13 protein-coding genes are annotated in these 13,806 nt (G+C 72.2%); 6 read left to right on the top strand and 7 right to left on the bottom strand.

What is annotated here, in order from left to right:
* Positions 1–75: 75 nt before the first annotated feature.
* From RIU97_RS05470 to RIU97_RS05480, 3 genes are read right to left on the bottom strand one after another with little or no spacing between them, the layout of a single operon-like run.
* A complete protein-coding gene (locus RIU97_RS05470) occupies positions 76–822 on the bottom strand; it encodes a succinate dehydrogenase/fumarate reductase iron-sulfur subunit (protein ID WP_401605612.1) in 747 nt (248 codons plus the stop codon).
* Positions 819–2,768, bottom strand: coding sequence for a fumarate reductase/succinate dehydrogenase flavoprotein subunit (locus tag RIU97_RS05475; protein WP_404953691.1), 1,950 nt, complete (start codon positions 2,766–2,768; stop codon positions 819–821). The genes RIU97_RS05470 and RIU97_RS05475 overlap by 4 nt, the downstream gene beginning before the upstream one ends.
* A 2-nt stretch (positions 2,769–2,770) precedes the next feature.
* Positions 2,771–3,475, bottom strand: coding sequence for a succinate dehydrogenase (locus tag RIU97_RS05480; protein ID WP_361759310.1), 705 nt, complete (start codon positions 3,473–3,475; stop codon positions 2,771–2,773).
* A gap of 95 nt (positions 3,476–3,570) precedes the next feature.
* Between RIU97_RS05480 and RIU97_RS05485 the strand changes: the two genes are divergently transcribed.
* Positions 3,571–4,449 (top strand): LysR family transcriptional regulator, encoded by an 879-nt coding sequence (locus RIU97_RS05485; RefSeq protein ID WP_404953694.1) that lies wholly within the window; start codon positions 3,571–3,573, stop codon positions 4,447–4,449.
* 26 nt (positions 4,450–4,475) lie between these two features.
* Here RIU97_RS05485 and RIU97_RS05490 read toward each other — a convergent pair whose 3' ends face one another.
* Positions 4,476–5,120 carry a TetR/AcrR family transcriptional regulator gene (locus tag RIU97_RS05490; RefSeq protein WP_404953696.1) on the bottom strand — a complete coding sequence of 215 codons (645 nt, stop codon included), beginning with the start codon at positions 5,118–5,120 and terminating at the stop codon, positions 4,476–4,478.
* Positions 5,121–5,226: 106 nt separating this feature from the next.
* On the opposite strand from RIU97_RS05490, the gene RIU97_RS05495 reads away from it, so the two are divergent.
* Positions 5,227–6,294: an FAD-dependent monooxygenase gene (locus RIU97_RS05495; protein ID WP_404953698.1), complete on the top strand. Its 1,068-nt coding sequence runs from the start codon at positions 5,227–5,229 to the stop codon at positions 6,292–6,294.
* An 87-nt stretch (positions 6,295–6,381) separates the two neighbouring features.
* Here the strand turns inward: RIU97_RS05495 and RIU97_RS05500 are convergent, their stop codons facing one another.
* Positions 6,382–8,523: a putative bifunctional diguanylate cyclase/phosphodiesterase gene (locus RIU97_RS05500; protein WP_404962765.1), complete on the bottom strand. Its 2,142-nt coding sequence runs from the start codon at positions 8,521–8,523 to the stop codon at positions 6,382–6,384.
* A 128-nt stretch (positions 8,524–8,651) separates the two neighbouring features.
* Complete coding sequence (locus RIU97_RS05505) at positions 8,652–9,482, bottom strand: SAM-dependent methyltransferase (RefSeq protein ID WP_404962766.1); 831 nt, start codon at positions 9,480–9,482, stop codon at positions 8,652–8,654.
* 896 nt (positions 9,483–10,378) lie between these two features.
* On the opposite strand from RIU97_RS05505, the gene RIU97_RS05510 reads away from it, so the two are divergent.
* The 3 genes from RIU97_RS05510 (at position 10,379) to RIU97_RS05520 (ending at position 12,135) form a co-directional block, all read left to right on the top strand.
* A complete protein-coding gene (locus RIU97_RS05510) occupies positions 10,379–10,531 on the top strand; it encodes a hypothetical protein (protein ID WP_327418259.1) in 153 nt (50 codons plus the stop codon).
* 32 nt (positions 10,532–10,563) lie between these two features.
* Positions 10,564–11,334 carry a hypothetical protein gene (locus tag RIU97_RS05515; protein ID WP_404953700.1) on the top strand — a complete coding sequence of 257 codons (771 nt, stop codon included), beginning with the start codon at positions 10,564–10,566 and terminating at the stop codon, positions 11,332–11,334.
* A 204-nt stretch (positions 11,335–11,538) separates the two neighbouring features.
* On the top strand, positions 11,539–12,135 hold the full coding sequence (locus RIU97_RS05520; protein WP_404953702.1) for a hypothetical protein: 597 nt from the start codon (positions 11,539–11,541) through the stop codon (positions 12,133–12,135).
* A 117-nt stretch (positions 12,136–12,252) separates the two neighbouring features.
* Here RIU97_RS05520 and RIU97_RS05525 read toward each other — a convergent pair whose 3' ends face one another.
* Entirely contained in the window at positions 12,253–12,768 is a 516-nt protein-coding gene (locus RIU97_RS05525) for a hypothetical protein (RefSeq protein WP_404953704.1), read from the bottom strand.
* 365 nt (positions 12,769–13,133) lie between these two features.
* Between RIU97_RS05525 and RIU97_RS05530 the strand changes: the two genes are divergently transcribed.
* Complete coding sequence (locus RIU97_RS05530; protein ID WP_404953706.1) at positions 13,134–13,796, top strand: class F sortase; 663 nt, start codon at positions 13,134–13,136, stop codon at positions 13,794–13,796.
* Positions 13,797–13,806: the final 10 nt, after the last annotated feature.

The following is a 13,806-nucleotide window of genomic DNA, read 5'->3' on the forward strand; positions in this document are numbered from 1 at the left end:
CAGGGACGGCCCCCGCGGGCGCCCGTACGGGGGCTGACCGCGGCCGCGGGGCCCCGGCCCTGCGTCCCGGGACGCTCAGCGGGGGCCCTTGCGCACCGCCCGCAGCCACTCCTTGTTCATCGCCGCGATCGACGGCAGCGGGATGCCCTTCGGGCAGGCCGTGGCGCATTCCCCGGTGAGGGTGCAGCCGCCGAAGCCCTCGTCGTCCATCCGGGCCACCATGTCCAGCACCCGGGTCTCCCGCTCCGGCGAGCCCTGCGGGAGGACGTTCAGGTGGTTGACCTTGGCGGAGGTGAAGAGCATCGCCGAGCCGTTGGGGCAGGCCGCCACGCACGCGCCGCAGCCGATGCACTCGGCGTGCTCGAAGGCGAAGTCGGCGTCGGCCTTGGGCACGGCGGTGGCGTGGGCCTCGGGGGCGGCGCCGGTCGGGGCGGTGATGTAGCCGCCGGCCTGGATGATCCGGTCGAAGGCGCCGCGGTCGACGACGAGGTCCTTGACCACCGGGAAGGCCGCGGCCCGCCAGGGCTCGACGTCGATCGTGTCGCCGTCGGTGAAGGACCGCATGTGCAGCTGACAGGTGGTGGTGCGCTCCGGGCCGTGGGCGTCCCCGTTGATGACGAGGCTGCAGGCGCCGCAGATGCCCTCGCGGCAGTCGTGGTCGAAGGCGACCGGGTCCTCACCGCGCAGGATGAGGTCCTCGTTGAGGGTGTCGAGCATCTCCAGGAAGGACATGTCCTCGGAGATCCCGTCGACCTCGTAGGAGGCCATGTGGCCGGGGGCGTCGGCGCCGCGCTGGCGCCAGACGCGCAGGGTGAGCTTCATGCGTAGCTCCGCTGGGTGGGGTGGACGTACTCGAAGACGAGGTCTTCCTGGTGCAGGACGGGGGCGGCGCCGGTGCCGCTGAACTCCCAGGCGGCGGCGTAGGAGAAGGCCTCGTCCTGGCGGGCCGCCTCGCCGTCCGGGGTCTGGGACTCCTCGCGGAAGTGGCCGCCGCAGGATTCGGCGCGGTGGAGCGCGTCGAGGCACATCAGCTCGGCGAGTTCGAGGTAGTCGACGATGCGGTTGGCCTTCTCCAGCGACTGGTTGAACTCCTCGCCGCTGCCCGGGACCTTGATCCGGCGCCAGAACTCCGCGCGGATCTCCGGGATGCGGTCGAGCGCCTTGCGCAGCCCGTCCTCGCTGCGGGCCATCCCGCAGTACTCCCACATGAGTTCGCCGATCTCGCGGTGGAAGGAGTCGGGGGTGCGGTCGCCGTCGACGGCGAGCAGCCGCGCGAGCCGCTCGCGGGTCTCGCGTACGACGGCCACCGCCTCGGGGTGACCGTCGTCCACCGTGGACCGGTGCGGGTGCCGCGCCAGGTAGTCGTTGATCGTGGACGGCAGTACGAAGTAGCCGTCGGCGAGGCCCTGCATCAGGGCGGAGGCGCCGAGGCGGTTGGCGCCGTGGTCGGAGAAGTTGGCCTCGCCGATCGCGAACAGGCCGGGGACGGTGGTCTGGAGGTCGTAGTCGACCCACAGGCCGCCCATCGTGTAGTGCACGGCTGGGTAGATCCGCATCGGGACCTCGTACGGGTTCTCCGCGGTGATCCGTTCGTACATCTCGAAGAGGTTGCCGTACTTCTCGGCGACCTCGTCCCGGCCCATGCGGCGGATGGCGTCGGCGAAGTCGAGGTAGACGCCCTGGCCGCCGGGGCCGACGCCGCGGCCCTCGTCGCAGACGTTCTTGGCGGCGCGGGAGGCGATGTCGCGGGGCACGAGGTTGCCGAAGGAGGGGTAGATCCGCTCCAGGTAGTAGTCGCGCTCCGCTTCGGGGATCTCGGCCGCGGGGCGGGTGTCGCCCTTGGCCTTGGGAACCCAGATCCGGCCGTCGTTGCGCAGGGACTCGCTCATCAGGGTGAGCTTGGACTGGTGGTCGCCAGTGCGCGGGATGCAGGTGGGGTGGATCTGGGTGAAGCAGGGGTTGGCGAAGTACGCGCCGCGCCGGTGCGCCCGCCAGACGGCGGTCGCGTTGGAGTTCATGGCGTTGGTGGAGAGGTAGAAGACGTTGCCGTAGCCACCGCTCGCCAGGACCACCGCGTCGGCGTAGTGGGTGGAGATCTCGCCGGTGATCAGGTCGCGGGCGACGATGCCGCGGGCCACGCCGTCGACGACGACCAGGTCGAGCATCTCGGTGCGGGCGTGCATCTCGACGTTGCCCGCGGCGATCTGCCGGGAGAGGGCCTGGTAGGCGCCGAGGAGGAGCTGCTGGCCGGTCTGGCCGCGGGCGTAGAAGGTGCGGGAGACCTGCACGCCGCCGAAGGAGCGGGTGTCGAGGAGTCCGCCGTACTCGCGGGCGAAGGGGACGCCCTGGGCCACGCACTGGTCGATGATCTCGACGGAGATCTGGGCGAGGCGGTGCACGTTGGACTCGCGGGCGCGGAAGTCGCCGCCCTTGACGGTGTCGTAGAAGAGGCGGTGCACGGAGTCGCCGTCGTTGCGGTAGTTCTTGGCCGCGTTGATGCCGCCCTGGGCCGCGATGGAGTGGGCCCGGCGCGGGGAGTCGGAGAAGCAGAACTGGACGACGTGGTAGCCCTGCTCGGCGAGGGTCGCGCCGGCCGCGCCGCCCGCGAGGCCCGTGCCGACGACGATGACGGTGTGCTTGCGGCGGTTGGCCGGGTTGACCAGCTTGGCCTCGAAGCGGCGGCGGTCCCAGCGGTCGGCGATCGGGCCTTCGGGGGCCTTGGTGTCGGCGACGGGCGCACCGGTGGTGTGGTTCGCGTAGCTGTTCACGGTCAGTTCACCACTCCGGTCATGACGGCGACGGGCACGGAGACGAAGCCCGCGAAGAGGACGAGGGCGAGGGCGTTGGCGAGGGACTTCAGCGTCCGGTCGCGTCGGGCGTTGCCCGCGCCGAGGGTCTGGGCGGCGCTCCAGAAGCCGTGCCGGACGTGCAGGCCGAGCGCGGCCATCGCCACGATGTAGATGGTGTTCCCGTACCAGGTGGAGAAGGTGGCGAGGACGTTCTCGTACGGGTGGCCGGCCCAGGCGCGCTCGTTGACGGTGAGCGTGGTGAGGTCGAGCAGGTGCCAGACGATGAAGAGGCCGAGGATGATGCCGCCCCAGCGCATGGTCCGGGTGGCGTAGCTGGCGCGGCGGCGCTTGTGCGCGTACTTGACGGGGCGGGCCTTGATGTCGCGCCGGCTGAGCTGGTAAGCGGACACGGCGTGCGCGACGACCGCGGCGAGGAGCACCACGCGGACGATCCACAGGGCCCACTCGTGGTGCAGGAAGGGCGAGCCGAGGGTGCGCAGCCAGTGGGCGTAGCCGTTGAACTCGTCCGAGCCGAAGAAGATCTTGAGGTTGCCGAGCATGTGCACGACGAGGTAGCCGAGCATGATCAGGCCGGAGACGGCCATCACCGACTTCTTGCCGACGGAGGAGTCCCAGAGTGTGCGCGTGGTGGACGGCCGTCGACCCGTCCGCGTTGCCAGAGCCATGTCTCCGACGGTAGGGACTGAGGTCCCGAAAGGTCCAAGACATGAAGGAGCTCAAATCGATAGGGATTTCCTATAGGGCGGGTTACGCTGGGCTGATGCAGTTCCAGCAGCTCCTGTATTTCGTGGCCGTCGCCGAGACCCGGCACTTCACGCGGGCCGCGGAGCGGGTGCACGTGGCCCAGCCCTCGCTCTCCCAGCAGATCAAGGCGCTCGAACGGGAACTGGGGGCCGAGCTCTTCAGCCGGGCGCGGGGCAACATCGCGCTCACCGACGCGGGCGAGGCGCTGCTGCCGCTGGCCCGGCGGATCCTGGCGGACGCGGACACCGCGCGGCTGGAGGTGCAGGAACTGGCGCAGCTGCGGCGCGGGCGAGTCCGGCTGGGTGCCACCCCGAGCGTGTGCACCGGCCTGCTGCCGGACGTGCTGCGGGCCTTCCACGCCGCGCATCCGGGGATCGAGCTGCTGATCGAGGAGAGCGGTTCGCTGGACCTCGTACGGGAGCTCGCGCGCGGGGCCCTGGACCTCGCCCTGATCGCGCTGCCGCTGCCGCCCTCGGCTCCGGCCCTGACCACGGTGGAACTGCTGACGGAGGACCTGGTGGTGGTCTCGTCGACGGAGCGGCCGGCGCCGGGCGGGGGCGGCGAGCTGACCGTACGGGGCCTGCGCGACGAGCCGATGGTGATGTTCCGGCATGGCTACGACCTGCGGGAACTGACCGTGGCGGCCTGCCGCGCGGAGGGTTTCGAGCCGGTCTTCACCGTGGAAGGCGGTGAGATGGACGCGGTCCTTGGCTTCGTCCGGGCGGGGCTGGGCATCGCGGTGGTCCCGGCGATGGTGGTGGACCGCGCCGGTCCCGGTCTGCGAGCGACTCCGCTGGCCGGGTCCCCGCTGCGCCGCACGGTGGCCCTGGCCCACCGCACCGATGTGGCTCCCCCGCGCGCGGCCCGCGAGCTGAAGCGCATGCTGGTGGGCTGACCGCGTGGGGCCGGGCCCCGGCCGGGCTACGACCGGGGTATGGGAAGGGCCCTGTCGAGGCCGTCGGCCAGCATCCCGAAGGCCTGGTCGGCGTCGGCGACGGCGGCCGGGTGGGCCTGGTCGGCGCTCCGGCCGGCGTCGAGCCGCCGCCAGTTCTCCCGGCCGAGCTCGTGGCGGACGGCCACCAGGTGGATCGCCGCCAGCCGGGCGGTGAGCGGCGGGACCGACTCCGCCTCGAGCACGGCGGCGAGCAGCTCCACCTCCCGGTCGGTGTAGTGGCCGAGCCGGGCCTGCAGGCTGGCGGTGCCGTAGAGCAGCCGCTGGAAGGCGAGCACCCCGGGGTGGTCGCACAGCCCGGTGATCGGGTCCCGTTCGGCGAGGGCGGCCAGGAAATGGGCGTGCAGCGCACCCACCGGCGTCTGACCGGGGGGACGCTCGCGCACGATGCGTGCCGCCTCGTCCTGGTGGTCGGCGAACCGGTCGAGCAGGAGGTCCTCCTTGCTCGGGAAGTACCGGAAGAGGGTGGGCTTGGAGACCTCGGCCGCGGCGGCGACGTCCGCCACCGACACGGCGTCGAAGCCCCGCTCCAGGAAGAGCTCCAGTGCCGTCGCCGCCAGCTGGCGGCGCGTACGGAGTTTCTTGCTCTCGCGCAGACCTGTCGTGTTCTCCATGTCTCGCAGCGTAGCACGAATTGGTGACCAGGTTATTTTTTTAACCGAGTTGCTTTTTCTGGCGGGGTCCGCTTTCCTTGAGACACCGACGAGGAGAGGACATCCGATGACCGACGTACTGATCGTGGGCTCCGGCCCTACAGGACTGACACTGGCCTGCGATCTCGCGCTGCGCGGAATCGCCGTGCGCGTCATCGACCAGCGGCCCGCACCCCACCGCGAATCGCGCGGGAAGGGACTGCAGCCGAGCAGCCTCGAGATCTTCCGGGAACTCGGCGCAGCCGAGCCCCTCATCTCCACCGGCAACAGCAAGGTGGTCCTGCGCAAGTACTTCGACGGAGCACACGTCAACGACACCGTCATCGACGCGGGCTTACTGATCGGGCAGTGGCAGATCGAGGAGGCGCTGCGCGGCCGGCTCGCCGAGCTGGGCGTGCGGGTCGAGTGGGGGTCCGCGCTCGCCGGAATCACCCAGGACGCGGCGGGGGTCAGCGCCGGGCTCGCGGACTCCACCGTGATCGGGGCCCGCTATCTCGCCGGGTGCGACGGCGGGCACAGCACCACCCGCAAGCTCCTCGGCATCCCCTTCGAGGGAAGTGCGGAAGCCGAGCCCGCGATGGTGCTCGGGGACGTCAGGGCACCCGGACTCGGCCGGGACGTCTGGCACCAGTGGTTCACCTCGGAAGGCGCCGGGATACTGCTCTGTCCCATGCCGGGGACGGACACCTTCCAGCTGCAGGCCTCGCCCGAGCAGGACGAGCACGGCGCACTGCTGCCGCCCTCGCTGGAGAGCTTCCAGCGGCTCTTCGACCGGCACGCCCGGATCCCCGGGATCCGGCTCGCGGATCCCACCTGGCTCTCCTCCTGGCGGGTCAACGTCCGCATGGCCACGCGGATGCGGGAGGGCCGGGTCTTCCTCGCCGGGGATGCCGCGCACGTGCACCCCATAGCGGGCGGGCTGGGCATGAACACCGGCATCCAGGACGCCGCCGCCCTCGGCCCGACGCTGGCCGCCGCTCTCAGCGGGCCGGCCGGGGAGGAGGGGCTCGACCGGTACGAGGCGCAGCGGCTGCCCGTGGCCGCCGAGGTCCTGGCCGACACGGCCCGGCGGTACGAGCGGGTCCTGGAAGCCGTCCGGACACCCGGCCGCGGGACGGAGGCCGGCCTGGACTGACCGAGCGGGGCAGGGCCCACCGGAGGCCGCCCGGGCCGCCTCCGGCTCAGGCTCCAGATCGGGCTCAGGCGGTCCGTGGAAGTGACGTCAGGAAGGCGTGGGCACCGCGTCCGAGAGGGAGAGGGCGTGGATGCGGTCCGGGGCTCCGGGGCGGGCATAGTACCAGCCCTGGGCGGTGTCGCAGCCGAGGGCGCGCAGCTGGGCGGCCTGGACTCCGGTCTCCACTCCCTCGACGGTGACGGCGAGTTCGAGGCTGTGGGCGAGGGCGACGATCCCCTCCACGATCTTGACGTCCACCGGGTTGGCGGGCTGCTGCTGCATCCCCTGGGTGAAGGAGCGGTCGAGCTTGAGGACGCTGACCGGAAGGCGGCGCAGATTGGCGAGGTTCGAGTAGCCGGTGCCGAAGTCGTCGAGTGCGATGTCCACGCCCAGGGCGGCGAGCCGGCGCAGCGGCTCAAGGAGTTCGTCGTCGGCCCCTATCAGGGCGGATTCCGTGACCTCCAGGCACAGGGCGCCCGGGGCGAGCCCGGACTTCTCCAGCACCGCGACGGTGTCGGCGACCAGGCCCGGGTGGTGCAGCTGGGTCGGCGAGAGGTTGACGTTGACCCGCAGGGCCGCGCCGCCGTTCTGGCACTGCCAGATCCGGGCCTGGCGGACCGACTCCTCCAGCACCCAGCGGCCGAGCGGCACGATCAGCCCGGTCCGTTCGGCGAGCGGGATGAAACGGTCCGGGCCGAGCACCCCGTACTGCGGGTGCGACCAGCGCACCAGGGCCTCCGCCCCGCGCACGCTGCCGTCGCGCATGTGGACCAGCGGCTGGTACTCGATGAAGAACTCGCCGCGTTCCAGCGCCGCCGGCAGGGCGTTGGTCAGCCCGTGGCGGGTGATCGCGCGGGCGTCGGCCTCGGCGTCGGCGAACTCGAAGCGGTTGCCGCCGGCCGCCTTGGCCCGGTACATCGTGATGTCGGCGCTGCGCAGCACCTCTGCCGGGGTGCGCTCCTTGGCCGGGCCCTCGACGATCCCGATGCTGCCCCGGACCGTCAGCTCCCGGCCCTCCAGCCGGATCGGCGTGGACAGGGCGGAGAGGATGCGGACGGCGAGGTCGGTCACCTTCTGCTCGGTGTCGGGGCCGGTGGTCAGGGCGACGAACTCGTCGCCGCCGAGCCGGGCGACGACCTCGCCGGGGCCGGTCGCGCAGCTCTGCAGCCGGTCGGCGACCTCCACCAGCAGCCGGTCGCCCGCCGAGTGCCCGAGGCTGTCGTTGACCGCCTTGAAGCCGTCCAGGTCCAGGTAGCACAGGCCGTAGCGGCTGCCGCCGGCCCCGCCGAGGGCCTTTTCGAGCCGTTCGAAGAACAGCGTCCGGTTGGGCAGACCGGTGAGGGCGTCGTGGGTGGCCTCGTAGCGCAGGCGCAGGTTCAGCAGCCGGCGTTCGGTGGTGTCCTCCATCAACGCCAGCTGGTACTGCGGCTTGCCGTCGGCGTCGCGCAGCAGCGACACCGTGAGGTTGGTCCAGAGGACGGTTCCGTCGTGCCGGTAGTACGGCTTCTCCACGCGGTAGCTCTCGCGCTCGCCGCGCACCAGCTCCCCGTACATCCGCCAGACGTGCGGGGTGTCGTCCGGGTGGCCCCACTCACTGACGTTGCGGCTGCGGACGTGGCCCTCCAGGCCGCCGAACATCTGCAGGAGCGTGTCGTTGACCTCCAGCACGTTCCCGTCGAGGTCGGCGATGCCGATGCCGACGGCCGCGCCCTCGAAGACGGCCCGGAAGCGCTCCTCGCTCGCGTGCAGGGCCTGCTGCGCATCGGTGCGGGCGGTCAGTGCGGAGCGGGCGATGGCCTCCTGCTCCCGGAGGGTGCGCTCGCGCAGGGCCCGGGCGTATCCCGCCGCGATGCCGTGCTGGAGCCGGGCACAGCGCGACCGGTACTCCTCGGTGCCCTCCACGCCGCAGCCCTCGGGCCCCTCCGGGCCGCAGTAGAGCACCAGGTACGACTCGACCACGCCGAGGGTGCCGGCCAGGGCCTCCGGGTCGGTGCAGTGCACGGCGACGAGTTCAGCCCCCACGCGCTGGGCGACGGCGGCGTCGAAGGGCCGGGCGTGCAGGGCCTCGGTGAGCGTCCGGGTGAGCGGCACCAGGTGCCGCTCGAACTCGGTGCGGGTCAGCGAGGTGGCCGTGACCGGGAAGATCGCCCGGCCCCAGATGGTCGCGAAGCGGGCGATCCGGTCCTCGATGCCGCCGTGGGGAGCCGCGGGGGCACCGGCGGCCGGTGCCGCTGCCGGCGCTGCGGCCGGTACCGCGGCCGGTGCGAGGACGGACGCCACGGCAGCGGCCGGTGCGCCCGCGGTCTGTGCCGGAAGTCTCACGCCTTGCGTCCCACTCCGCCGAAGCCGGAAAAGGCGTACGGGTCCTCCGGCGTCTCGCCCTCCGCCTCGCCGCCGGGTCGGTCCGGCCGCCAGTCGGGCATGGAGACCAGTCCGGGCTCCAGCAGTTCGAAGCCGTCGAAGAAGTCGCCGATCTGCTGCCCGGTGCGCATGACGAGCGGGTTGCGGATGTCCCGGTAGACGTCGACGACGCCGCCCGCGACCTCCTCCGTGAGCGGGATCCCCTCGAACGAGGCGTGCGTGAGGATCAGCAGGCTGCCGGGGGCCAGGGCGTCGCGCAGTCCGGCGACGGCGGTGTACGGGTCGTCCGAGTCCTCCATGAAGTGCAGGACGGCGACGAGCAGCAGGGCGACCGGGCGTTCGAGGTCGAGCAGCCGGCCGACCTCGGGGGCGGCCAGGATCTCCTTCGGCTTGCGCAGGTCGGCGGCGACGATGTCGGTGCGGTCGTCCCCGTCGAGGACGGCCCGGCTGTGCGCGACGGCCACCGGGTCGTGGTCGACGTAGACCACGCGCGCCTCGGGGCTGGCGGCCTGGGCGACCTCGTGGACATTGCCGAAGGTGGGGATGCCGGAGCCGATGTCGAGGAACTGCGTGACGCCCTCGGCGACGGCGTGCCGGACGGCGCGGCGCATGAATGCCCGGTTGGCCTGCATGACCTTGGGCAGTCCCGGCATGAATTCCATGGCGCGGCGGGCCGCCTGGCGGTCGACCTCGAAATTGTGGGACCCGCCCAGGTAGTAATCGTAGATGCGGGACACGCTCGGCACCGATATGTCGATGCCTGGCGGGGCCCAGGCGGGGCGCTCCATCGGGGTCTCCAAGCGTTGTTCCTGCGGTGGTCCGTGCGAGGTCGGACTCCTGTCCGAGCCGAATGTACTGATCATTGCCCAACAGGGCGAGCAAAAGCGGAAATTGGCGATCCGTTCTTCGTCACACACCAAAGGCGCCCGGCACGCCCTGCGGAGCGAATGACCGATACCGACAAATCCCTTTTGGGAATTGACCGGGGGTGATCGGGCTCGCTGCAGGACCGACCCGCGACTGGCTCAAACCTCTCGGGTCGTCGCTCCACCCGTTCCGGCGAACCCGGGCCGAGCCTCGCGTGCGCGGGCGCGCGTGGGCCCATGCTCCCCGGGTGAACAGAGCCTGTGCCAAGCGCCTGCTGGCGGTCCCGGTCCTGCTGTGGGCGGCCCTGGCCGCCACGCCGGCCGTGGCTGATAGCTGCGCCTACGCGACGACCTGCTCCGGCGACGCCGCGACCGCCACCGCGGTGGTCGCGGTGGCCGGCGGAGGCGGCCGTGGAGGCGGCTCGGGTGGCGGACATCACGGTGCCGACCGCGGCTCCGGCCACGGAAGGGACCAGGGAAGGGACCACGGCGCGGGCCGTGGCGGGGACCACGGCGGGGGCCGTCACGGCGGTCCCCACTGCCCGCCGCCTCCGCCCCCGCCCTGTCCGCCGAAGCCGCCGCCACCGCCTCCGCCTCCGCCTCCGCCGAAGCCCACGCCGCCGCCCGAGCCGCCGCCCCCTCCGCCACCGCCCAAGCCCACGCCCGCCCCGCCCCCGAAGCCCACGCCACCGCCTCCGCCGCCCAAGCCGGCGCCCCAACCCGTACCCAAGCCCGTCATGCCCCCACCACCCCCGCCGAAACCGGCGCCCCAGCCACCCCGTGCGCCCAAGACTCCCGCACCGCCCCCACCCGCCCCCGTGGTGACGCCACCGCCGCCGAAGCCGGTGGCCCGCCCGGCGTACCACGCGCCGGCGCGCAAACCGGTGGAGCACCACATCTCGCCGGTGACCTTCACCCTGCTGACCGCGGCTCCCGCGGTGCTCGCGATCGTCGCGCTGCGCCCGCGCTAGCCCGCCCCACCTGAAACCGATCGGGAGTCATCTTGTCGGAATGGCTCGTCCTGTCCCTCGCGATGGCCGCGGCCTGTGCCGTGGTGCTGTCCATCGCCTTCTTCAATCACCGCAGGATCGGCGAGGACGACGATCCGAACGAAACCCCCGACGTCATCGAATACATGACGATGATGATCGGCGTGATCTACGCGATCGTGCTGGGCCTGGCGATCGCCGGCGTCTGGGAGGGGCGCGGCGCCGCCCAGGAGTACGTGCGCCAGGAGGCCCAGGCCCTGCACGAGATCAGTGTCCGCTCCGAGGTCTACCCGGCCGAGGTGCGCAAGAAGATCCGGTCCGACGTCGACGCGTACGTGACGTACGTGGTGGACACCGAGTGGAAGGAGATGGCCGACCACGGCGACCTCACGGACCGCGGCGGTGAGCTGCTGGAACGTATCCGCCGGGACGTCACCGACTACGAGCCGAAGACCGACCACGAGGGGCAGGCGTACCAGCCGCTGGTCGACCAGGTCGCGGTGGCGGACGACGCCCGCAGTGCGCGCGGCCAGAGCGCCGGGGCCACCATGCCGGGGGTGGTGTGGTTCGGGCTGATCGCGGGCGCCCTGGTGACGGTGGGGCTGATCTTCACACTGCAGATCAGGCGGTCGTTCCGGGAGCTGCTGCTGGCCGGCCTGTTCAGCGCGCTCATCGCGTTCCTGCTGTTCCTGATCTGGGACTTCGACGCGCCCTTCGGGCGGGGTATCGCGGCCACCGCCGAACCCTTCCTCGCGCAGTTCCCGCACCTGGACCTCGGCGGCTGACAGCCGCCCGGCAGGCGGCCGAGCCGCCCGGCAAACCGGGGACGGGCCTCCCGTCCCCGGTTCGGCCTACCGCCATGCCCCATTCGCCCGTTCCTGATCGCGGGTCACCGCACCCGCACCTAGCGTGGCGGACATCGAGGCGCACGAACCCCCACGTGCGGAAACCGTTCCGCGGCTGCTCCTCGGGGATCCGGAGACTCAACCATGGGTGCGATACGCAGCTCCGCCATCGTTCTGCTCAGCGCCGGCGCCACGGGCGCCGTACTCGCGCTCGGCGCCCTCGGCGCGTCCGGCGCGACCGCGGCCGAGGCCCGGCAGGTCACCTCGTTCGGCTTCACGCTCACCCCCTCCACCGTGGCCCCGGGCGGGCAGACGGTGCTCGCGGTCAGCGGCTGCAACGCCGCCTACGCCACCGCTTCCTCCGGGGTCTTCGACACCGTGAGCATCCAGCGCGGGCAGACCGTGCGGGTCACCGTGGACCGGGATGCCCGGCGCGGAGCCGTCTACTCCGTCTCCTTCACCTGCAACGGGGAGACCGGGTCGGCCGACCTGACGATCGCCGGCGGCACGACCCGGCCGACCACGAGTTCCACGCGGACCGCCACCATCACCGCCACGAGGGCCGCCAATCCCGCGAACGCCACCGTCGCCACTTCCGCCCGCGGCGTCCGCGGCGGGCTCGGCGGCAGTGTGGCCGGCATGGATCCGGTGGAGCTCGGCGCCGGCGCCGGCCTGTTCCTCGCCGCCGCGGGCGGCACCGCGTACGCCCTGCGCCGCAGGGGGTCCGGCCGCGGCCACTGAATAAGCCGCCCGTGTTCCCCGCTGCCGCCGGTCGCCCCGAGCCCGGGCGAGGGCTGGGGGCGGTCAGCGGTAGCGGGGAACACGGGCGGGGAACGCCTGACCGGGGAGGCGGGGCGGTCAGGCCCGGCTGCGGAGCGGACGGCGGCGGCGCACCACGTGGGCCCCCGCGCCGAGCGCCGCGGTGCCGACGAGGCCCGCGCCGATGGCGGTCTCGGCGGTGGACGGGCCGAAGGATCCGCCGATGCCGCCCTGCGAGGGGTTGCCTTCGAGGATGGTGAAGCGGTGCGTGGCGACCAGGCTGCTGTCGTTGCACCGGACCGACAGCGTGTGGTGGCCGGGCGAGGCGTGGTTGAAGATCCGGACGTTCGCGAAGCCGATCGACCCGGCGGACAGGTTGGCCGGCGGAAAGTTTCCGTGCGAGGTGACGGTACCGCCGTGTCCGCAGCCCGACGCGCTCACCTGCATCGTGGATCCCTGGTGCACGGAGTACGGGTTGACCGAGATGTTGCTGGGACCGCCGCCGCCGTTCCCGCCCTGACCACCGGGGTTCTGGTTCGCGGAGGCGAAGGGGACACTGAGGCCGATCGCGGCGCAGGCTGCCGCCGTCACGGTAAGAGCGCGCAAGACACGCATGGTGGAACCTCCAGCGGGAAGCGCCCCGGAGCGTCGGCCCCGGATGATCGACGAGAACGCCTCCCACGTCGAACCCTCCGGTGGCCCCGCAAGCTCCGCATTTCCGGCTTTGGGCCGCCCGGTTGAGCGACACGCCGAAGCGCGGACGACGGAGCTGACGGATCCCCAGGTCACGACCCGTCAGGCATTTATGTGACGATTACCCGGATGGACGCACCTCTTCCGGCCCCCTCCGGCGCCGCGGCCACCCGTTCGCACCTTCCCCCTCGCCGTCCCGCCGACTCGCACTTAGCGTGCGTGAGGTAGGGCGTACAGGGGCGGGACAGGAACGCGGGTCGGGACCCCCGCGTCGGGAAGGGAGAACGATGGGCGAGGACGAGACCGGGCAGTCACGCAAACGCTCACCGTGGGGCGTACTCGCCCTGGTCATGCTCACCGGCCTCGCCATGGTGCGGAACGGGGTGGACGTCGGGGGCGGACCGCCCCAGCCCACCGCGGCCTCGGCCGTGGCGGTGACGGCCGACCAGCTGCCGGCGAATCCGCCGCTGCCGCCCGCGGGCATGGAGGTGCTGGAGCACTCCTCGGTGCAGCGCATCCGGATTCCCACGATCAACGTGGACGCGCCGGTGATGACGGTCGGGCTGGACGCGCAGGGCTGGATCGACGCCCCGCCGCCGCAGGACCGCAATCTCGCCGGCTGGTACCTCAACGGCATCTCGCCGGGCCAGCGCGGCTCGGCGGTGATCGTGGGTCACGTGGACAACGCGCAGGGCCCGGCGGTCTTCTACGGCCTGGGATCGGTCAAGCAGGGCAGCCGCATCGAGGTGGAGCGGTACGACGGGCGCACGGCCGTGTTCGAGGTCTACGGCGTGGAGGTGTTCTCCAAGGAGGCCTTCCCGGGAGCCCGGGTGTACGGGGACACCGGGCACCCGGAACTCCGGGTGATCACGTGCGGCGGCGGCTACTCGAAGGCCCGGGGCTACGACGGCAACGTGGTCGTCTTCGCCCGCATGGTGGAGGCCCGCTGAGTCGTCACCG

The sequence above is a fragment of the Streptomyces sp. 147326 genome, from assembly GCF_045000215.1.
Lineage (GTDB): Bacteria > Actinomycetota > Actinomycetes > Streptomycetales > Streptomycetaceae > Streptomyces.

What these genes read in the sequence shown, in the direction of transcription:
- RIU97_RS05470 (WP_401605612.1), bottom strand. Translation starts at nt 822, where the DNA reads ATGAAGCTCACCCTGCGCGTCTGGCGCCAGCGCGGCGCCGACGCCCCC.
- RIU97_RS05485 (WP_404953694.1), top strand. Translation starts at nt 3,571, where the DNA reads ATGCAGTTCCAGCAGCTCCTGTATTTCGTGGCCGTCGCCGAGACCCGG.
- RIU97_RS05480 (WP_361759310.1), bottom strand. Translation starts at nt 3,475, where the DNA reads ATGGCTCTGGCAACGCGGACGGGTCGACGGCCGTCCACCACGCGCACA.
- RIU97_RS05505 (WP_404962766.1), bottom strand. Translation starts at nt 9,482, where the DNA reads ATGGAGCGCCCCGCCTGGGCCCCGCCAGGCATCGACATATCGGTGCCG.
- RIU97_RS05520 (WP_404953702.1), top strand. Translation starts at nt 11,539, where the DNA reads ATGGGTGCGATACGCAGCTCCGCCATCGTTCTGCTCAGCGCCGGCGCC.
- RIU97_RS05490 (WP_404953696.1), bottom strand. Translation starts at nt 5,120, where the DNA reads ATGGAGAACACGACAGGTCTGCGCGAGAGCAAGAAACTCCGTACGCGC.
- RIU97_RS05495 (WP_404953698.1), top strand. Translation starts at nt 5,227, where the DNA reads ATGACCGACGTACTGATCGTGGGCTCCGGCCCTACAGGACTGACACTG.
- RIU97_RS05525 (WP_404953704.1), bottom strand. Translation starts at nt 12,768, where the DNA reads ATGCGTGTCTTGCGCGCTCTTACCGTGACGGCGGCAGCCTGCGCCGCG.
- RIU97_RS05530 (WP_404953706.1), top strand. Translation starts at nt 13,134, where the DNA reads ATGGGCGAGGACGAGACCGGGCAGTCACGCAAACGCTCACCGTGGGGC.